General features: G+C 66.3%; 16 protein-coding genes and 1 rRNA gene (1 of these 17 only partly in view). 9 read left to right on the forward strand and 8 right to left on the reverse strand.

Translation table 11 applies throughout. From position 1 onward, the window contains the following. Positions 1–1,469, reverse strand: a 16S ribosomal RNA gene (locus NZ773_08930) (it extends 11 nt beyond the left edge of the window). Positions 1,470–1,878: 409 nt separating this feature from the next. Between NZ773_08930 and NZ773_08935 the strand changes: the two genes are divergently transcribed. The 6 genes from NZ773_08935 (at position 1,879) to NZ773_08960 (ending at position 7,508) form a co-directional block, all read left to right on the forward strand. Beyond that, positions 1,879–2,886 (forward strand): hypothetical protein, encoded by a 1,008-nt coding sequence (locus tag NZ773_08935; protein MCS6802047.1) that lies wholly within the window; start codon positions 1,879–1,881, stop codon positions 2,884–2,886. Between the two features lie 69 nt (positions 2,887–2,955). Continuing rightward, positions 2,956–4,026 carry an SPFH domain-containing protein gene (locus NZ773_08940; protein MCS6802048.1) on the forward strand — a complete coding sequence of 357 codons (1,071 nt, stop codon included), beginning with the start codon at positions 2,956–2,958 and terminating at the stop codon, positions 4,024–4,026. A 7-nt stretch (positions 4,027–4,033) separates the two neighbouring features. After that, positions 4,034–4,393, forward strand: a complete 360-nt coding sequence (locus NZ773_08945) for a hypothetical protein (protein MCS6802049.1) — start codon at positions 4,034–4,036, stop codon at positions 4,391–4,393. A 1-nt stretch (position 4,394) separates the two neighbouring features. Continuing rightward, positions 4,395–5,561, forward strand: a complete 1,167-nt coding sequence (locus tag NZ773_08950) for a M24 family metallopeptidase (protein ID MCS6802050.1) — start codon at positions 4,395–4,397, stop codon at positions 5,559–5,561. 148 nt (positions 5,562–5,709) lie between these two features. After that, positions 5,710–6,879, forward strand: coding sequence for a M23 family metallopeptidase (locus NZ773_08955; GenBank protein MCS6802051.1), 1,170 nt, complete (start codon positions 5,710–5,712; stop codon positions 6,877–6,879). After that, the gene (locus NZ773_08960; protein ID MCS6802052.1) at positions 6,876–7,508 is read left to right on the forward strand and encodes an alpha/beta fold hydrolase; all 633 of its coding nucleotides are present in this window, start codon (positions 6,876–6,878) and stop codon (positions 7,506–7,508) included. The genes NZ773_08955 and NZ773_08960 overlap by 4 nt, the downstream gene beginning before the upstream one ends. Here the strand turns inward: NZ773_08960 and NZ773_08965 are convergent. The 4 genes from NZ773_08965 to NZ773_08980 form a co-directional block, all read right to left on the reverse strand. Further along, complete coding sequence (locus NZ773_08965) at positions 7,491–7,946, reverse strand: isoprenylcysteine carboxylmethyltransferase family protein (protein ID MCS6802053.1); 456 nt, start codon at positions 7,944–7,946, stop codon at positions 7,491–7,493. The two genes, NZ773_08960 and NZ773_08965, sit on opposite strands and share 18 nt — an antisense overlap. Before the next feature lie 17 nt (positions 7,947–7,963). Continuing rightward, complete coding sequence (locus NZ773_08970; protein MCS6802054.1) at positions 7,964–10,006, reverse strand: RecQ family ATP-dependent DNA helicase; 2,043 nt, start codon at positions 10,004–10,006, stop codon at positions 7,964–7,966. Positions 10,007–10,059: 53 nt separating this feature from the next. Further along, a complete protein-coding gene (locus NZ773_08975; protein MCS6802055.1) occupies positions 10,060–10,860 on the reverse strand; it encodes an MOSC domain-containing protein in 801 nt (266 codons plus the stop codon). Between the two features lie 224 nt (positions 10,861–11,084). Next, positions 11,085–12,176, reverse strand: coding sequence for an LLM class flavin-dependent oxidoreductase (locus tag NZ773_08980; GenBank protein MCS6802056.1), 1,092 nt, complete (start codon positions 12,174–12,176; stop codon positions 11,085–11,087). A gap of 97 nt (positions 12,177–12,273) precedes the next feature. Here NZ773_08980 and NZ773_08985 point away from each other — a divergent pair, with 97 nt between their 5' ends. The 3 genes from NZ773_08985 to NZ773_08995 all read left to right on the forward strand — a co-directional run bounded on the left by NZ773_08985 (position 12,274) and on the right by NZ773_08995 (position 16,382). Next, positions 12,274–13,467: a cellulase family glycosylhydrolase gene (locus NZ773_08985; protein ID MCS6802057.1), complete on the forward strand. Its 1,194-nt coding sequence runs from the start codon at positions 12,274–12,276 to the stop codon at positions 13,465–13,467. Positions 13,468–13,593: 126 nt separating this feature from the next. After that, entirely contained in the window at positions 13,594–15,270 is a 1,677-nt protein-coding gene (gene argS, locus NZ773_08990) for an arginine--tRNA ligase (GenBank protein MCS6802058.1), read from the forward strand. Between the two features lie 2 nt (positions 15,271–15,272). Next, entirely contained in the window at positions 15,273–16,382 is a 1,110-nt protein-coding gene (locus NZ773_08995) for a GGDEF domain-containing protein (protein MCS6802059.1), read from the forward strand. A 104-nt stretch (positions 16,383–16,486) separates the two neighbouring features. Here the strand turns inward: NZ773_08995 and NZ773_09000 are convergent, their stop codons facing one another. The 3 genes from NZ773_09000 to thrS form a co-directional block, all read right to left on the reverse strand. Then, positions 16,487–17,395: an N-acetylmuramoyl-L-alanine amidase gene (locus NZ773_09000; protein MCS6802060.1), complete on the reverse strand. Its 909-nt coding sequence runs from the start codon at positions 17,393–17,395 to the stop codon at positions 16,487–16,489. Between the two features lie 131 nt (positions 17,396–17,526). Further along, the gene (locus NZ773_09005) at positions 17,527–18,645 is read right to left on the reverse strand and encodes an FAD-binding oxidoreductase (protein ID MCS6802061.1); all 1,119 of its coding nucleotides are present in this window, start codon (positions 18,643–18,645) and stop codon (positions 17,527–17,529) included. Between the two features lie 4 nt (positions 18,646–18,649). Further along, complete coding sequence (gene thrS / locus NZ773_09010; GenBank protein ID MCS6802062.1) at positions 18,650–20,425, reverse strand: threonine--tRNA ligase; 1,776 nt, start codon at positions 20,423–20,425, stop codon at positions 18,650–18,652. Between the last annotated feature and the right edge of the window lie 59 nt (positions 20,426–20,484).

Genomic DNA, 20,484 nt, shown 5'->3' on the forward strand with positions numbered 1-20,484 from the left:
TCCAGCCGCACCTTCCGGTACGGCTACCTTGTTACGACTTCGTCCCAGTCGCTGCCCCTGCCCTCGGCCGCTGCCTCCGCGGTGGCGGTTAGCGCACGGACTTCAGGCATTGACAACTCCCATGACGTGACGGGCGGTGTGTACAAGGCCCGGGTACGTATTCACCGCGCCATGGCTGATACGCGGTTACTAGCAACTCCGCCTTCACGGGGGCGAGTTGCAGCCCCCGATCTGCACTGCGACGCCGTTTGGCGATTTGCGCCCGCTTGCGCGGTGGCAACGCATTGTCGGCGCCATTGTAGCGTGTGTGTCGCCCCAGGCATCAGGGCCATGCGGACTTGACGTCATCCCCGCCTTCCTCCCCGAAGGGCGGTCCGGTTAGACACCTGTAACTAACCGCAGGGGTTGCGCTCGTTGCGGGACTTAACCCAACATCTCACGACACGAGCTGACGACAGCCATGCAGCACCTGTGACGGACCCTCGAAGGCCGCGGCGTTTCCGCCGCCTGCACCGTCATGTCAAGCCTGGGTAAGGTTCTTCGTGTTGCCTCGAATTAAACCACACGCTCCGCTGCTTGTGCGGGCCCCCGTCAATTCCTTTGAGTTTTAAGCTTGCGCTCGTAGTTCCCAGGCGGACCACTTAGCGCGTTAGCTTGGGCGCGCCGCGACGTCAATAGTCGCCACACGCCGAGTGGTCATCGTTTACGGCGTGGACTACCCGGGTATCTAATCCGGTTTGCTCCCCACGCTGTCGCGCCTCAGCGTCAGCCCGCAGCCAGCCCCCTGGCTTCCCCCTTGGTCTTCCTGCCGATCTCTACGCATTTCACCGCTACACCGGCAATTCGAGGGGCCTCTCTGCGGCTCGAGTCGCCCAGTTTGCCATGGCCTCCCCCGGTTGAGCCGGGGGCTTTCACACGACACTTAGGCGACCGCCTGCGCGCGCTTTACGCCCAGTGACTCCGGACAACGCTCGCCCCCTCTGTCTTACCGCGGCTGCTGGCACAGAGTTAGCCGGGGCTTGTTCCGGGGGTACCGTCAGGGTCGTCCCCCCGAAAAGCGGTTTACAACCCGAAGGCCGTCATCCCGCACGCGGCGTTGCTCGGTCAGGCTTGCGCCCATTGCCGAAAATTCCTTGCTGCTGCCTCCCGTAGGAGTCTGGGCCGTGTCTCAGTCCCAGTCTGGCTGGCCATCCTCCCAGACCAGCTACCCGTCATGGGCTTGGTAGGCCATTACCCTACCAACGACCTGATGGGCCGCAGGCCCCTCCCCCGGCGCGCGTGTGCGCTTTCCCCTCGCGGACGTATGCGGGATTAGCGCGACTTTCGTCGCGTTATCCCCCACCGGGGGGCGGGTTCCCACGTGTTACTCAGCCGTGCGCCACTCACCCGCCGAAGCGGGTGCGTTCGACTTGCATGCATTAGGCACGCCGCCAGCGTTGATCCTGAGCCAGGATCAAACTCTCCAACCATACCACGGAGCAGGCACTCTCGCACCCACTCCCTCTTCTACTTCTTCGGGCGCCTCGCTTCCCTCTCCCTCACTCTTCGATTGTCAACGTGCATCTGCTGCGCCCGCAGGGCGCGGGCGTAAAACTATACCTGCCAGTTGCAGGTCTGTCAAGGGTGGGGCACGGCCTTGACTGGCTCAGCCCCCACGCACAGCGCCCGCTTCTCGTTAGAAGCAGGGCCAACGGAAGAGACGCATTAATATATCCCGTACGTCGGGAGATAGCAACCAGTACGGCGCAGCGGGAGGATCTTCGCTGAGCCGCGCAGCGAGCATGCCCCTCACGCTGCAGAGCGGCGGGCAGCAAGGGAACTCCGCTTCCTGCTCCTACGTTTAGTTCTCGGCAGCCCGACCGACTACGGAGGTAGGCAATGGACCCGCGGTCCTCCATCCGGAACAACTCCCCCCAATGGATGGACTCTATCCCCGGCTACCGAGGATATAAGCGCAAGGAGCTTCGCCGAGAGGCAGACCGCGCCTTGCGGATGTATCTTGCAGGAAAGTTGGAAGCACAGCAGCGACGTCTCGACGAAGCCAAGCTGAAGCTGCTGGAAGCAGGAGGGCTCAGTCGCCTCAGCCCCTTCGAGCGTGCCTCCACGAAGCTCCGCACGCTGATCGACACGATTAAAAGCGCCTCCTACGGCTACGCCGGTCTGTTTGACTCCGACGCTGTGCGCGAGCCGCAGCTCGACGCGCTCTACGAGTTTGACCGCGCTCTCGATGCAGAAATCGATGCGCTTGGTGCAAAGATCGAAGCGGTTCGGGCGGCGGTCCTCGCCGGCGCCGACCCTGCGGCTGATCTTGCCACCGTGCTGAGCGAAGCGGATGCCCTACTCTCGCATCTTGAGACCCGTCATCACGCTATCTTGACAGGAACTGCCCCTCCCGAGCTGTCGCCGCGCAGCGTTCTCGAGCCACAGGCAGTCGCTCGTCCCGAGTTTTTGGCGCTCCGCCAGCTGCGGATCAACGACGCCGTCGCCGCCGCCGGGATGAACGCTGTCGTTTCTGCGCGCGAACAGGCGACCGTGAACGGAACTACCTACTTCCTCTTCCGACTTGACTCCGGCGCGCAAGCGCGCTGGCTCTGGGTTGGCCCCACGGAGCGGGATATTGCTCTTCTTGACCCCTATTCTCCTCGCACCGATCTCTTCAAAGACGAGCAGGTCGCCGTAGGAAGCGACCTCCTCCGGCTTGTCAATCGCGGCTACGGGAGTGTCAATCTCGACGGACCGAGCGGAACTCGGCGCGACGTTCCCGCGCAGATTGCGCTCTTCCGGTCGGATCTGCAGGTGCTGTGGGCAGAGCGGCTCGGCCCAGAGACCCTTGCCTTTCTCGGGATCGTGACCGATCTCGCCACGATCCAGCAGTTCCGACGATGACGCGGCGCCCGCCGGCGCTATCCGGCATACTTTGGTTGTCGTAAGCGGCCTGACGACGGGAGGCAGAGCGTGGCCATTCTTGATGTCATCGAATTCGTCGACCCCTCCGGTCAAGAGATCGTGCGTCGGGTGCCCGAAGTCGGGAGCGGCGAGTTTCGCCTCGGCTCTCAGCTTATCGTGCGCGAGAATCAGGCGGCGATCTTCTTTCGCGACGGGAAAGCGCTGGACTCCTTCGGTCCCGGGCGCCACACCCTGAGCACGAACAATATCCCGCTGCTGGCAAACCTCCTCGCTCTCCCCTTCGGCGGACGGTCGCCGTTTCGCGCCGAAGTGTACTTTGTCAGTCTGCGCGAGTTCGTCGACCTGAAATGGGGGACGCCGGAGCCGATCCCCTACCGGGACACCGAGCTCGGCATGGTTCGTCTGCGCGCGTTCGGCTCGTACGCGATGGCGGTCAGCAATCCGATGCTCTTCGTCAACAAAGTGGTCGGCGGGCAAGGGCTGTTCACGACTGCAGCGGTGACGAATTACCTGCGCGGCATTATCGTCGCGAGCCTAACGGACCTGCTCGGTGAAACCATGAAGTCGATCTTCGACCTGCCGAGCCTGTACGACGAGATCGCGGCGGCAACGCGCGCACGCGTTCAGGATGCATTTGCCGCGCTCGGCCTCGAGCTGCGAGCGCTCAATGTCCAAGCGATCACGCCGCCCGAGGATGTGCAGAAAGCGATCGACCAGCGAGCAGGGATGGGCGCGATCGGTCTTGCCAACATGACCGCCTACCTGCAGTACCAAGCGGCGCAAGCGATGCGTGAAGCCGCCCAGAACCCCGCCGCGGCCGGCAGCGGGGCGACAGAAGGGCTCGGCCTTGGCGCTGGGATCGGGCTCGGCGCCGCAATGGCGGGCATGATCTCCCAAGCTGTCCGCCCGGGCGAGCCCCCAGCGACCGCTCAGCCTGCGGCGGCGCCGAGCGCAACGACGGTCTGCCCAAGCTGTCGAGCGCAGATCCCAGCCGCCGCCAAGTTCTGTCCCGAATGCGGTGTCCGGCTCAGTGCCTCCCCGCGCTGTCCCCAGTGCGGCGCAGAAGCCGCCGCCGGCGCCAAGTTCTGCGCCGAGTGCGGCATCCGTCTCGCGTCGTAGGAGAGCGATGGTCTCGCTCCGGCCCCCTGCCTTTGACCATCGCCTCGGCCTGGCCTGGGCGGGAGCGGTAGGCGCGACGGTTCTTTCTGCGATCCTCCTCGAGCAGCTTGCGCTCAATGCCCTGCTTCTGGTGCAGGGACTGATCCACGGGCTCCCCTATCGGATCAGCTTCAGTGTCGGCTTGATCATCGTGTTCGGCGTCGCCCTAGTTGGACCGGCAACAGTGGCCCGGCTGCTCTGGAGCTGGCTCTACCGTCGCGCTGACCCGGCAACTGTCACTGCCGTGCTCCTCTTGCACATCCTTCTTTTCGCGGCGCTCTGGCCAGCAATGCTGGCGAAAGACATCGGAGACATCCTCGGCCGCTGAAGTGGGGCTGGTCAATCGCTGGCGCGCGCAGGCGCTCTTGACGCGGTTCGGTCTCGACGCCCTCGTGGCCACCACGCCTCCCAATCTCCGCTACCTGCTCGACTGGATCCCGCCCTCCTCAGAGCGATCGCCGCGGCTGGGCAGTCAGTGGGCGATCCTCCCTGCCGACCCGGCGCGTCCCATCGGCGCCGTGCTCCCCCTCGCCGATTTTCTCGCCTTTCCGTTCGCTCGTCAGCCCGCAGCCGCAGTCCGCGCTTTCCTGAGCGCCGTGCCCGGCGGTGCTGACACCAGCGCCGCCGAAGTGACGAACACGCTTCCAGCGACGCTGCGAGAGCGGGTCTGCCCTGACCTCGCGACCGCGCTCGACGAGATCCTCATCACTCTCGGGCTGGCCGGCGGCCGGCTCGCCTTCGACGACCCTGCAGCCGTCCTCGCACTCGAGAGCGAGGGCGTCCTTCTTTCACGGCCGACAGGCGCCGACCTGTTCCGTCGTCTCCGCGCCGTCAAAACCGCCGACGAAATTGAGCGGATCCGCGCCGCCACCGAGGCGAACGCGACTGCGCTCCGGGCGGCAGTGGCGGTCGCCGAGCCTCAGCGCCCGTGGGGAGCGGTCGGCGATACGTGGCGGCGAGAGGTCGTCGCCGCCGGCGCAGCGATCATCCAGTGGAACGCGTCGCTGGCCGACAGTTCTGCTCCTCCTGACCGACCCCTCGCTCGCCACGAAGCGATGGGGCTGCTCGGTGCAGCGGCAATCGACGGCTACTGGAGCGAGCTGGGGCGGGTTGCTGTCGTCGGCGACCGCCTGCCGAAGGCGGAGCGCGCTGCTCACGCCCTCGCAAAGGCGATGGAGATGCTCGTTCCGCGTCTCGAAGCTGGCGCCACGGTAGAAGGGCTGACCGAGGCCGCGGAAGAGGCGAGCGGTGCGGCAGGTCTCCCCCCGCCGCTCTACGAGCCCGTCCGCGGTATCGGGATTGAGCGCGCCGAACTGCCCGCCGCCGGCGTGGAAGGAGAGAACGTCCTTGAGCCCGGCAACGTCGTCGTCGTCTCCTTCACCTATCGCGAGCCGGGGTGGGCGATGCTGACCTTGGCGGAACCGGTGCTCATCACGGCGACAACACCCCGTCGCCTCAGCTCCCTCACCTTTGACCTCCTCGTCACGCGAGAGTAGCCGCTCGCGCAGGGCGTTCGGGGCAAGAAGCCCCTCGCCTATTCCCCAACATCAGGAGAGCGAGCCGCTGAGCGGCGTAGACCAAGCGCGAAGTTGATCGGCTGACCGGCTGTTTGCCAGAATAGCGGGGCAGCGGACAAGCGGCTGCTTGCGGTCTGTCACGCGGAGGTGGATCGTCGCGCTCACCCCAGTTCTTCCCCGAAACGCTGAGCGTCACCTGACGATCGCGATCAGCCCGCGCTTCTTAGGCCACACTCTCGTGATCGTCGTGGTCGGCCTCGTGGCTGCCTTCGCCGGACCGCGCCGGGCGGAGGTGGAAGCGGCGACCGTCGGGTGGACATTTGAGCCTTTCAGCCGCTCTCAGCGCGTCAGCAGTGGCAGTGACTGGCTTCGAAACCGCGCCGGCGCGACGTTCGAGGAGCAGATCGCGCCGCCCGTTCTTGGGATTGCGCAAGCCGCCCCGGGCCCGGCAACCGCGCCAGCGCCCCCGCCGAAGCCTCAGGTGCGCACCTATATCGTGCGGGTGGGAGACACGCTCTCCGGCATCGCGCGCGCGTTTGGAGTGAGCACCGAGACCCTGATCTGGGCGAACAAGCTCGAAAATGCCAACTTTCTGTCGCCGGGTGACGAACTGCGCATTCCCCCGGGAACAGGCGTACTCCACACCGTTCAGGCTGGCGAGACCCTGCAGACGATCGCAGCGCGCTACGGGGTATCGCCCGAGGCAATTACAGGACATGCCTTCAACGCGCCGGAGGGCGGGGTCGTTGTCCGCGTCGGCCGCGAGCTGTTCATTCCTGGCGGGGTAGTGCCCCGTCCCACACCTGCGCCTGCAGCGCCGCGGCAGCCGGCAGCACCCGCTCCTCCCCCGGCCGTTGCGCCGGCGCCCGTCGTCCAGCCGGCGCCGCCGACGGGACGGACAGAGGCGAGCCTCTCTGCATCCTCGGGAAACGTCCCAATCCGGCTCGGCTATCCGACCGCGGGGCAGCTCGTCCAAGGTTTTTCCGGCGGCCACCGGGGGATCGACATCATCGCCCCCTACGGCAGCCCGGTCTTCGCGGCGGGCAATGGCGTTGTCATCCTCGCGGCCATGGGCTACAACGGCGGCTTCGGCAACATGGTTGAGATCGACCATGGCAGCGGCATCATCTCGCGCTACGCTCACCTCAGCGCCATTCACGTCTCGCCCGGCGACCGTGTCACGCGCGGGCAGACCATCGGGCTGGTGGGGGCATCCGGCATCGCAACCGCTCCCCATGTGCACTTCGAGGTGATCAACAACGGCGTCCGTTCCGACCCGATGCCGTTCCTCCGATGAAGAACGACCTTTACCATCTCATTCACCGTCCGGCGCGGGCACTCGCGCCTTCCCCGGCCCTGCTCGTCCTCCACGGCTGGGGTGCCGATGAACATGATCTTCTCGGGCTCGCCCCCCTCCTCGACGACCGGCTGCTGATTATCAGCCCTCGAGCGCCTCTTGCCCTCGCATGGGGATACGGCTGGTACCACTTCTTGCCCGAGCGCGGCGCTGACCCGGCAGGCTTCGAGGCAGCGGTAGAGGACCTTGCGCAGTTTGCGGCGTCGCTCCCCCAGCGGTATGCGATCGACCCGTCGCGCTTTTTCGTCCTCGGCTTCAGTCAAGGCGCGATCATGGGGGTCGCTCTCGCGCTCGCCCAGCCTCAGCTTGTTCGCGGGGCAGTCCTGCTGAGCGGCCGTTTCCCCACCACGCCGGTTTCCGGGCGCCTCGACGGCATTCCGATCTTCATCGGCCACGGCCGCTTCGACCCGATCATCCCGGCGACAGCGGCGCTGGAACTGGAAGCAGCCGTGCGCGAGCGCGGCGCCGACGTCACGCTGCGCCTCTACGACTACGGGCACGAGATCCGCGCGGAGACCATCAGCGATGTGAACGCGTGGCTTGCCCCTCGGTTACCAGAGACCGGGTAACATCCGCCGAACTCGCGCGCGGTACGCGGCATAGGCTGGATAGCGCGCGCGCAGCCAGCGTTCTTCGACCTCCGACTTCGCCGCAAAGAAGGCAAAAAGGAGAAGGGCAGCTGCCAGCCGCCCGAGCGACCCCGTCAGGAGGGCAAAGCCGACGGCGGCCATAGTCAGCCCGCCGTAGATGGGATGACGGACGCAGCCGTAGATCCCCTCAGTGATGAGCACGCCGTCGTCCTTCGGCTTCGGAAACGGCGAGAGGGCGCGGCCGAGGGTCGTCACTCCGAAGCCGGCGAAGATTGCGCCGATGAGCAGAAGCGGGATGCCCACGACTGCGCCGAGAAGCCGGAGCGGCCACGGCCATTGAAAGAGGGGAGGCGCGACGAGATAGACGAGAAAGAGCAGGGCTTGCGCCGCAACCCAGCCTTCGCCTCGGCCTTTCATGACGCCAATTGTAGCGCTCACCTGCGGCGGATGAGCGCAGCGCGAGCGAGCCGCCGCGTCGGCAGGTCGACCGCGGGAGAAAGGGCCAAGCGTCGGAGACCGGCAAGCGCCACGCTGCGGACGCGCGGGTGCGGATCGTCGAGCGCGGCGAGGAGGGCTCCCACCGCCTCGGCAGTGGGCTGGCGGGGCAGCTGCGCCCACCGCGGCTCCGCTGCTGCCTGCGCTGCCGGCAGCGCTTCCAGAGAGACGCCGTTGAGGAACGCTCGCCCCTTCGCTGTCAGCCGGAGGCGGGGACGGATCGTCGGCTCCTTCTCGGCCAACCCCGCCAGCACGAGCGTATCGAGGAGGTGATGGACCTCAGCCACGGGAAGAGCGGCGAGAGCGCCGAACTCCGGGAGCGAGGCGAGAGCGGCATCGCCGTTCTTCGGAAGGCGCCCGCGGAGGATCGCGCTCACCCCCTGGCGGCCGTAGGCGCCCTCGACCGCGGCAACAGCGCGAAGCGCCAGCGCGATCCGCTGCTGCTCCTCAAGGCGCGATGACGGCAGCGCGCTTGAAGAGGCGCGCCGCGTCGGGCGGACCGCCGGCGACGGCGTGAGCGCAAGAACGGGCTCGCCAGCCGGGTCACAGCGATCGCAGCAGCCGGCGCGGGGGGCTAAGGGGGTGCGGTCGCCGAAATAGCGCGCCCACCACGCGCGCCGACAGCCGCTGCCTCGGGCGTACTCCCACATCTTCCAGAGGAGCGCGAGGCGGCGGCGTCGCCGGCGTTCGGCATCGATCGTCACCGGCAGCCAGAGCCGCGGCTCCGGCTGAGGACGAATCGCCTCAAGACGGAGCTTTCCCCATTCGTCTGGACCGCGCACGAGCGCTCCGCCCCGCTCTAGCCCTGCCACGGCGAGCCGAACCATCAGCTCGCTAACGCCAAGCTGCGCCGCGATCGCCTCAGGGTCGACCAGCGCGCGCGACCGGCCGCCGCGGCGGAGAGCGCGCAGCACTGCGAGCATCGCCGCTTCGTCGGGCACGTCTCGCTGCACGAGAAAGCGCTGGATGCCGACGTCGACCGGGGCGAACAGCAGGATGCAGCGCGAGGGGAGGGCGTCGCGGCCAGCGCGGCCGGCTTCCTGGAAATACGCCTCCGGCGTCGCCGGCATCGCGAAGTGGATGACAAACCGGACGTCCGGCTTATCGATCCCCAAGCCGAAGGCATTGGTCGCGACAATCACCCGTCGCTCGCCCCGCAGAAACTGATCCTGCGCAAGCGACCGTTCCTTCAGCGTTAGCCCCGCGTGATAGAGCGCCACCTGCTCGCCGCCTGCCGCGAGCGCTTGCGCGAGATCTTCGGCATCGCGCCGCGTTCCCGTGTAGACGATGCCGCTCCCAGCAAGCTGGGCGACCAACTGGCGGGTAACGGCGATCTTTTCCGACTTCCGCGCGACGGTCAGCACGCTGAAGCGCAGGTTTGGACGATCGAGCGGAGCGACGAGAACGACCGGCCGGTCGAGCCCGAGCTGACGCTGAATGTCTGCGCGGACGGTGGGCGTCGCCGTTGCTGTGAGCGCGAGGATCGGCGGCCGGCCCACCTCCTCGGCAAACGCGCGGATGGCAAGGTAGTCTGGCCGAAAGTCGTGGCCCCATTCGGAGACGCAATGCGCTTCGTCGACCACGATGCGCGCAATCCGCATTCGCGCGGCGGCCTCACGAAAATTGGAGGAACGCAGCCGTTCGGGAGCGATGTAGAGAAGCCGGACCGTGCCCGCTGCTGCCTGTTCGAGGCGCTTCCGCGCTTGGGCACTTCTCACCGTGCTGTTGAGATACGTCGCCACCCCCGGAGCGCGGCGCGAAAGGCGATCGACTTGATCCTTCATCAAGGCGATGAGAGGCGAAATGACTAGGGTCACCCCCTCGCTCAGCAGCGCGGGCAGCTGATAGGTGAGCGACTTTCCGCCGCCCGTGGGCAGCACAGCCAAGACATCGCGCCCGGCGATGGTCGCCTCGATGATCTCGCGCTGTCCGGGGCGGAAGCTGGTATAGCCGAAGGTGTCGCGCAGCGTCGTTTCGAGCATCGTTTCGGAAGGCGCTTTTCAAACAGTACCATGAGGCAGCCGAAACGTCTCGGTCAGGCGAGGATTTCCACCGGGTCCCCGACGCGGATGACGCCCGGACCGGCGTGGATGAGATACTGGCCGAACAGCACCTCTTTGTCCGGCGTCAGCCGATACGTCGCTAGCGTGCGGAGCGGCTCTTTCCCGACGCTGGCAGTCTCTTGGTCGACCTGCGTGATCGCGCAGCGCGAGCACGGCTTCACCACGTCGAAGAGCACCTCGCCGACCCGCAGCCGGCGCCATCCATCTTCGGCGTACGCCGGCGCGCCAGCAACGACGATGTTCGGCCGAAAGCGGTTGACAGGTAAGGGCGACCCCATACGGCGATTGAGGTCGTCCAGCGATGACTGATTGAGCAGGAGGAAGGGGAAGCCGTCGCCGAAATGAAGGTGGTCGGTCGGGCGAACGGCATAGTGCGGGTCGACAGGACGGATGAACTCCTCGGCCATCCGAACGAGGCGCGCTGGGCATCCAAGCACGCGTTCCAGCCAAGCGGCGGCTTCGTCGCCTTGGTCGACCGCCGCGCAGCGGTCGTTCCAGACCGTCACCTCGCAGTCGCCAGGGCCGCGACGGATTGAGATGACTAGGTCTTCCGCCGAGGGCGCGCGGAGGGTCAGCGCGCCCTCCCCGACCAGCGGGACAATGCGGCATAAGGCCGGCAGCTCCCGCTGCGTCAAGAAGACGCCGGCTGGATCGACGATCATGAAGAGACGGTCTCCCGCAATCCCGCGCGCGTCCAAGGGCGCCTCACGGAGCGGCTCTCCGCGGCAGGACTTGACCGGATAGCGGTACAGCTCAGACACCCACAGGGACATTCCCACCTCTCGCAACCGTTTGCGGGAGCATAGCTGACGAGCGGCGCATAAAAACGCTGAGTATTATGTCAAATCAAAGCAGGGCGATGGCTGCAGGAGTTCTCTGCTCGTGCTGGAACTCACCCCAGGAACCTGCTCCCGCCTCGTTCGTCGCTTTCCGCTCCGCGCCGCCGTTGTTTTTATCCCGCAGCCATTGCCTCGCGACAAGCTCGCGATGAACGAGACTAGAAAGGGGCGAGGACGGGCATCGCCGCCGTCCGCCGCCGGATTTCCTCAAGCGAGATGCCGGTCAGCTCCTCTACGTTCGGCGGAAGGGCGAAGGTCGTGACCCCAACAGCGCGATGGCCTTCCAGCCAGCGCCAGAGCGTTGCCGGGTCGCGCGCGCGGATCGCGAGCTTCGGCCATAAGCGCTCTTCGGTCAGCCGCTCGGCACCCTGCCAATCCCCAGCGAGTGCCCGCTCGCGGATTGCTGCCGCTTCCTCAGCCAATCCGCCGCGCTCCCAAATGGGGGCAAATTCCTTGTCAACGCAGTGCGTGATGTGAAAGCGGAGAGAGCGCCGCCGCGTTTCAGCCGGCGCCTCATCGTTCACCCATGTTCCCTGCACGCACAGTTCAAAGCGCGAGAGGTCACGGCCGGTCCGCGCCGCGCCGCGCCGGATCTCTTGCCACGCCCAGCGGACATACGCAGGCGTGGTCAGCTCCAAAATCACGCCATCGGCCAGTTCGCCGGCGAGGCGCAGCATCAGCGGCCCCGCTGCAGCGAGCAGCAGCGGGATCGGCCGGCGGGGCCGCAAGTCGACGCGGGCAGTTTCGACCTGAACGACTGCGCCTGGATACCGAACCTGTCCGCTCGCCAGCCGCGTGACGCCGGGCAGCTCCTCGCCCCAGAGCGCCCGCAGGATGATGATGGTATCGCGCATCCGGGCGGCCGGCCGGTCGAAGACGACGCCGAGATATTCCTGCGCCTCGTGAGGGACAGAGGCGCCGATGCCGAGCCGAAACCGGCCACCGGATGCTTCGGCAACCCACGCAGCAGCGGAGGCGAGCAGGACCGGGCTGCGCGAGAAGGCGCCAGCCACCCGCGTCAGCAGCTCGATCCGCTCGGTCGCTCGCGCGATCTCCATCAGCGGCGGAAAGACATCGCCCTCCAAGAACTCAGCGTAGGAGAGGCTATCGAACCCGATTGCCTCAAGCCGCCGCGCGCGCTCGGCGAGCACGTCCGTGGCGCGAGGGCGAGGGTCGGTCCAGTCGTTGCCGGACGGTGAGTCGCCCCAATAGTTGGCGAGCGCGGTGAACTTGAGCGGGCGGTCGCCCATACTTCCTCCTCAGACCGGCTGCAGGTCATGCGTCGCTAGGCGCTCTTCAGCCGGTACGCTAGGATACCTGCATCGAAGCACGCGGAGGCGAGAGGTCATGCGATATCTGCCGCTCCTGTCGGTGATCGTTTTCGCGCTGGCGGCCTGTCTGCCCGGCGCGGCGCGACAACCGGATGGGGGTTCGGGCGCGGCGCCCAGTTCTGCCTCGGTTCCGCGGAAGAAACCAGCCGAATTGATGGAGGTCGCCGACCCGGCGATCCAAGTCTTTCTGTGGGGCGAGCCCAAGACGACCGACCGCGACCTGCGGCTGGCGAAGGAGGCGGGGTTCCGCTGGGTGAAGCAGATGTTCCAGTGGAACTTCATCGAGGGCAAGGGCAAGGGGCAGTTCGAGTGGCAAGAGCCGGACCGGATCGTCGACGCGATCGAGCGCCACGGGCTGTACATCATTGCGCGGCTCGATGTTGCGCCGATGTGGGCGCGCGGGCCCGGCGCCGACCCCCGCCTTCACGGCCCGCCGGTCCGCATGCAGGACTACGGCGATTTCGTCGGCGCGGTCGCCGCGCGCTACAAGGGGCGGATCCAGGCCTACCAGATTTGGAACGAACCGAACCTTGCCCGCGAGTGGAATGGCAAACCGCCCAATGCCCGCGAATATACCGAAATGCTGCGGGTCGCATACGAAGCGATCAAAAAAGCCGACCCCGATGCGCTCGTGATCAATGGCGGCCTGTCGCCGACCACGGCATCGGGCGCGATCGCTGTGCCCGACCTCGAATTCCTGAGGCAGATGTATGCCCTTGGCGCGAATAAGTACTTCGACATGCTCGGCGTTCACGCGCCCGGCTATAAAGCGCCTCCCCAGATGGACCCGGCAGACGTCGCGCGAGATCCTGTCTTGACCAACGGCGACCGCTCGCCCGAGTCGGCGCGGCGGATCTACGCCTTCCGCCATGTCGAAGATGTTCGCCGCGTTATGGTCGAGCACGGCGACGCCGACAAACGGATCGCGATCCTCGAGTTCGGGTGGACAACCGACCCGCGTCCGAAGTCGCCCTACTACTGGCATCGCGTCACCGAAGACCAGCAAGCCGCTTACCTCGTCACCGCCTTTCAGTTCGCCGAACGGCACTGGAGCCCGTGGATCGGCGTGATGACGGTGATCTACCTGTGCGCGCCGCACTGGACAGAGGATGACGAGCAGTATTGGTGGGCGATCACCTATGAGGACGGTGGCGACCGGACAGCCTACAACGCGCTCAAGGAGTACTTCACTCGCCACAGAAGGCGCTAAACTGTGGCATGGAGCGCCCGGCGCTCGCGGGACCAGCCGCACCTCTCCCCCGGGGAGAGGTGTTCTCTTTCGCTCGCCTGCCAAATGCCGGCGGCGCGCCGACCTTCGCGCTGAAGGGACGAGACTGTGATCAAACGACGGATCGCTGAGCTGCTCACCGCGGCGATCGCTGCCGCTCAACAGCAGCGAGCGCTGCCCGCTATGAGCGTCCCCGACCTCGGGATCGACCACCCCCCGCAACCTGAGTTCGGAGACTACGCCAGCAGTGTTGCGATGCGGCTAGCGCGCGCTACCCGCATGAACCCGCGCGATATCGCTGCCACCATTGTCCGCCTTATCCCGCCCAGCCCCGAAATCGCCCGCGTCGAGACGGCGCCGCCTGGGTTTATCAACTTCTTCCTCGACGACAGCTGGGTTGCTCGGCAGGTCGAAACGATTCTCGACGCGGGGATCGCCTACGGCAGCGGGGTCGTGCCGGGCAAGCGCATCCAAGTCGAGTATGTCTCCGCCAATCCGACCGGGCCGCTGCATGCCGGTCACGGCCGCGGCGCCGTCTTCGGCGACACGCTCGCCAATGTTCTCTCCTTCGCCGGCCATGACGTCCAGCGGGAGTACTACGTCAACGACGCCGGCTCGCAGGTGCGGCTGTTCGGCGCAACCCTGTTCGCTCGCTACCAGCAGGCGCTCGGCCGCGAGGCGCCGCTCCCGCCCGACGGCTACGCCGGTGCCTACATGCAGACCCTCGCCGCCGAGATTGTCGATGAATATGGCGACCGTTTTCTGACGCTCCCGCCGGAGGAGGCGCAGCGCGAACTCGCCGAGATCGGCATGGAAAAAGTGCTCGCTTGGATCCGCGCCGACCTGCAGGACCTCGGGATCCATTTCGACCGCTGGTTCCACGAGCGCGAACTGTTCGAAAACGGGCAGTTGCGCGAGGCGCTGGCGAAACTGCGCGAGGCAGGAACGCTTGACGAGCGGGAAGGCGCGCTCTGGTTCACCTCCACGGCTCTGGGCGAGGACAAAGATAACGTCATCATCCGGAGCAACGGCATTCCCACCTACTTCGCCACCGATATCGCCTACCACTACGACAAGTTTCTGCGGCGCCAGTTCGACGAAGTCATCGATGTCTGGGGCGCTGACCATCACGGCCACGTCTCGCGGATGAAGGCGGTCGTGGCGGCGCTCGGCATCGACCCGGACCGTCTCGTTGTCGCGCTCTCCCAGCTGGTCACCCTCAAGCGGCGCGGCGAGGTTGTGCGGCTGTCGAAGCGCACCGGCGATATCGTCACTTTGCGCGAAGTGATTGACGAAGTCGGTCCCGACGCTTGCCGTTTCTTCTTCATCCAGCGGTCGCCCGACAGCCAGATGGATTTCGACCTCGAACTTGCCAAAGAAGAGTCGGACAAAAACCCGGTCTACTACATTCAATACGCCCACGCCCGAATCGCGAGCATCCTGCGGCTCGCCAGCGAACGCGGCATCGATTGGAGCAGCGGCAACGTCGAACTGCTGCGCTCCGAGGCCGAACAGTCTCTCATCCGCAAGCTGCTCGCTTTTCCGGAAGTGATCGAACTGGCAGCGATCAATCGTGCCCCTCAAGGGGTCGCCGCGTACGCCCTCGCGCTCGCCGGTGAATTTCACAGCTTCTACCGGCTCTGCCGAGTCCTCTCCGATGACGCCCCGCTCACCGCGGCGCGGCTGAAGTTGGTGGCGAGCGCGAAAATTGTGCTGGCCAATGCGCTGCGGCTGCTGGGGATGACCGCTCCGGAACGGATGGCTCGGCTCGACGAGGAGAGATAACGATGCTTCGGCGATTTCGGTTCTCGCGCGGACCGCAGCCGACGGCACCCCCCGCGCTCTCCGCCGCAGGAACGGCTCCGCCAGAGAGTGAAGAAGAACCCGCTCTCGACACCGTCGCCGCTATCCTGCGCACCCTCGGCACCAGCAACCTCCCCCTCGCAGCGCCCGAGCTGGCTGACTTTCCCGCCCTCTGCGAAGCGTGGGCGGCCCATCTTCTGCTCCGTCAGCCTTCGCCTAATGCGCCCGACAAGCCGTTCAGCAGGCGCGACTGGGGCGGTGTCCGGATGTTCGTGCTGAAAAGCCGCGAGCAGGAACTGGACGCGGTCTCACGCTCGCTCGGCGACTTGCGCGATGCGCTCTGGAAGATGATCGAGACGTTCAGCCAGGCCTTTCGCGAGGATGAAGGGCAGGATCACGCATTTCATGAGCAAATCGACCGGCTGAAATCCGCTCTGGACAAGAACTCCACCGAGGAGCTGAAGCGGGAGGTCCTCGGCGCGATCGCCTCCCTGCGGCGGATCGCAGAGGAGCGGCAGCAGCAGAGCCGCCGCCGCATTGAACGGCTCAGCACCACCGTCGCCCTCCTCACAAATGACCTGCGCACCGCAAAGCGAGAAGCGCAGCTGGACGGCTTAACCCGGATCCACAATCGCGCTGCCTTCGATGACTACATCGCGACGACGATCCAGCTGCAGCGCTCATTTCCGCGCCCAACCACGCTCCTCCTCATCGACATCGACCACTTCAAGCAGATCAACGACACGTTCGGCCATCAAGCGGGTGATGCCGTGCTCCAGACCTTTGTCGGCCGGCTCGCGCTCGCCTTCCCCCGCCGCAGCGACTTCCTTGCGCGCTATGGCGGAGACGAGTTCGCGGTCATTCTGCCTGACACCTCGCTCGAGGACGCGATCCCGCTCGCCATCCGCCACATCGAAGACCTTCGGCGGCACGAGATCGACTGCGGCGAGAACAAGGTGCGGGTCACCGTCTCCGTCGGGCTCGCCGAACTGAAACCGAACGAAGACGGAGCGAGCTGGATCGGGCGTGCCGATAAAGCACTCTACGCCGCTAAACGCGAGGGACGTGACCGCTTCGTCGTCGCCGGCCCCTAGGCGGCGCGCCGCATATCGAACGTCGCCTCGGCGGCGCCGCTCTCCCTCTTCCGCAGTTGAGCGCGCCTGCCGCGCCTCGCTCGGGCAAGGCCTGGGGGCAGCACTCAGGCTCGGTCGGTGTCGATGCTGGGCGGAACGGCCGGCGAGGGAGGAAGCCACTCCAGAAAGCGCAGCAGGCCGTTCACAATGCCTGTCGCGACGCGGTCGGGCTGACGGAAGAGAAATTCCCGGTCGAGCGGGTTCGTCAAGAACGCCATTTCGAGAATGGCGTGCGGCACGCCGGGCGCGATCGCATGCTGGTAGCGACGCGCATTGAAGGCGTAGTAGGCGGTCATCCGGCTCGACACCTGGTTAGGCTGCTTCAGCAGCCCTGTCGCCGCTCCATACTCCTCCCACAACGCATCGCACAGCACCTTGTCCGCTTCAGGCGTCGCAGAGAAGCGGGAACTGCCCACCTTGTAGCCGCGGAGCTGCTGCGTGACATCGCCATCCGCGTGGATGGAGAGAAAGACATGGGCGCGATAGCGGATCGGCACCGTCGAGTCCAGCAAATCGGCGATGTAGCCGAGCTCGGTCAAGCGGTTGACAACCCGCTCACTGATATCGAGGTTGACTTCCCACTCCGCTTTCCCTCCGCCGGAGGTGCCGGGGTTGTAGCGGTTCTGCCGCAGCTCCTCGGGAGAGTTGTAATAGCGCCAATGGCCGGCTTGGATCCCCACCCGCTTGGGGCCGGGCGGGTTCCAGAGCGGGACTGGCGGGAACGGCTCGCGGAGGGATGCATAAGTCTCAGGACGGCCGGGCACAAACGGCGGCGGATTGCCGTCGGGGATCGGAAGCACTACCGTGTCGATGTAGTGCGCAAGCGCCTCCCACTCCCCGCAGTGATTGGGGCGCAGGTGGCACGGGGTGTCATCTGTCTCCGCCCACGCAGGAGGCGCGAGGCCTGCCACGCCGAGGGTTGCAGCCCCGGCGCCTGCCGCCCGCAATACCTCCCGCCGCGACAGCGTGCGCATCAGCCCTCCTCCGACGGAACTCTCTCGCCAGCCAGCCGGGAGAAGCTTCTTCCCCTGCGCCCATTGTGGAGACGCCGGGGCGCGCGGGGAGTTCTTCCCCGCGCATAGCGTAGACACCGCCGGATCGCCTGTCAATTGTTCTCGACGAAGCGCCCCGGGTCGAAAGGGGTGAGGTCAAACGAGGTCGCGCCCTGCAGGATCACGTCCGCGATCGCCCGGCCGGCCGCAGGGGCGTGCATAAAGCCGTGACCGCTGAAGCCGGCTGCGACGAGCAGCCCCTCGCGGTCTGGGGCTCGGCCGATGAGCGCCTTCTCGTCCGGCGTCATCTCCCGGAGCCCCGCTCGCGCCGCCGTGAACGGGATCTCGCCGAGGCGGGGGAGCAGCTGTTTCAGCCCGGCCCGAGCGCGCTCGGCCACTTCCGGACGAACGGCAACATCAAACTCGGGCGCCGGCGTCATCTCGCCGGCAGAGACCAGAAGATGATCCGCTTCCACGCGGAAGTACCAGCCCGACGCGTGATCGATTGTCATCGGCGCGTTGCGGAGGAGGGGCGTCGGGGCGGTGGTGAAGAGATGGCGCCGCATCGGCGCGACCGGCAGCGTCAGCCCTGCCAGCTGCCCTACCTGCGCCGTCCAAGGCCCCGCGGCGATAACGGCCCACCGCGCCGCGATCGGCCCGCGGCTCGTCTCCACCGCCTCGAGCCGCTCGCCAGCGAACCGAAAGCCCGTCACCGCCGTGTTCGGCCGCGCCTCGACCCCACGGGCGACCGCGCTCTGGAGCATCTGCTGCGCTGCCAGCGGCGGGCTGGCAACGCCGTCGTGCGGCGTGAAGCTTCCCGCTCGAACGCCGTCGAGGTTGATCTCGGGCACAAGGGCGGCGACCTCCTCAGGACGGAGGATGCGCCAGTCGACCCCGGCGGCGCGACCCTGCGCTGCCATCTCGCGATAGCGCGCCACTGCGGCTTCGTCGCGCAGGAGCACCAGAAACCCGCAGGACGTGAAGCCGCAGTCGCCGCCGACCTGCTCCGCAAAGCGACGGTAGAAGTCGAGGCTGTAGCGCGAAAAGGCGACCTCAGCCGGATCGCCGAACTGCGAGCGGACGCCGCCCGCCCCTTTCGCCGTTGTCCCGCCGCCAAACGCTCCTTGGTCGACCACTACCACGCCGCGCAGGCCGCGCTCAGCAAGGTGCCAAGCAACGCTTGCCCCCACCACCCCGCCGCCGACGACAACCACCTCCGCCGAGCGCGCCACGCGGTTACCGCCTCGCCGCGATTGTTTCTTGAGCGTGGGCGATGAACTGGGCAAGCGGCATCGCGCCGAGGTTCTCCCCGCTGCGGAGGCGGACAGCGACGGTGCCTTCGGCGACTTCGCGGTCGCCGATGACAAGCATAAAGGGGATCTTCTGGAGCTGCGCTTCGCGAATTTTATGCTGCATCCGCTCCGCCGAGGCATCGACGGCGACGCGCAAGCCGGCAGCCCGCAACTGCCGCACCACTTCGTCGGCATAGGGATGATGCCGGTCGGCGATCGGAATAACCGCGACTTGGGTCGGCGCAAGCCAGGCAGGAAAGGCGCCAGCATAATGCTCGACAAGCACCGCGAAGAAGCGCTCGAACGACCCGTAGAGCGCGCGATGAACCATGAAGGGCTGATGCTCTTGGCCATCGGGGCCGACGTACGTGAGCCCGAACCGCTCCGGCAGATTGAAGTCGAATTGGATCGTCGACAGCTGCCAAGCGCGCCCGATCGCGTCTTTGACGATGAAGTCGATCTTGGGGCCGTAAAACGCGCCGCCGCCCTCATCAACGCGGTACGGGAGCCCCCGCGACTCGAGCGCCGCTTTGAGCGCCGTCTCCGCGAGGTGCCACTGCTCCGGACGCCCCACGGCCTTCTCAGGCTTGGTGGAGACAAAGAAGTCGACCTGCTCGAACCCGAAATCGTTCAAGACCCGAATCGCGAGGTCGACCAGCGTTCGGATCTCGCCGTCGACTTGATCCGGCGTGCAGAAGATATGCGCGTCGTCTTGAGTAAAGCCGCGGACGCGGAGCAAGCCGTGGAGAACGCCGCTCCGCTCGTAGCGATAGACCGAGCCGAACTCCGCCAGCCGCAGCGGCAGCTCCCGGTAGCTCCGCTTCGTCGTCCGATACACCTCGATGTGGAAGGGGCAGTTCATCGGTTTGACAAAGTACTCCTGCTCCTCCACTTCCATCGCCGGATACATGTTCTCGCGGTAGAAACTGAGGTGGCCGCTTGTCTGCCAGAGCGTCGACCGGCCGAGATGCGGCGTATACACCGGGAGATAGCCGTAGTCGTCGAGCAGACTGCGCAAATACGTCTCCATGACCGACCGGACCCGCGCTCCCTTGGGCAGCCAGAGGATCAGTCCCGGCCCGACTGTTTCGCTGACGGTGAACAGTTCAAGCTCCCGCCCGAGCTTGCGGTGGTCGCGCCGCGCCGCCTCTTCCAGCCGGTGGAGATAGGCGGCCAGCTGCTCTTCGGTCTCCCACGCTGTGCCGTAGATCCGCTGGAGCATCGGCCGCTTTTCGTCGCCGCGCCAATACGCCCCTGCAACCGACATCAGCTTGAAGGCGCCGATCTGTCCGGTATGCTCGACGTGAGGCCCCTTGCACAGGTCAGTGAACGTATCTTGGGTGTAGAACGAGACCCGGCCGTCTTGGAGCCCTTCTTCCGGCAGGTCGGTGAGGATCTCGACCTTGAACGGCTGATTGCGCGCCCGGTAGTACGCTACCGCCTCGTCGCGGTCCATCCACGTTCGGATGAACGGGTGACGCTCGGCGATGATGCGGCGCATCCGCGATTCGATCTCGCTGAGATCATCGGGGGTCAAGGGGCGAGGAAGCAGGAAGTCGTAGTAGAAGCCGTCCTCGATCGGCGGCCCGATTGCCAGTTGGGCCTCGGGGAAGAGCTCGAGCACTGCCTGCGCCATGACATGCGCTGCCGAATGGCGAATCCGATAGAGGCGATCCGCAACCTCATCACGCTGCTCGGCGACATCACCTACGACACTCATCTGCTCTCTCCTTTTCGGCTCTCTCGGCGCCGCCCCGTGACGCAAAGAAAAACGCCTTT

This window comes from Dehalococcoidia bacterium (assembly GCA_025054935.1).
GTDB lineage: Bacteria > Chloroflexota > Dehalococcoidia > SpSt-223 > SpSt-223 > JANWZD01.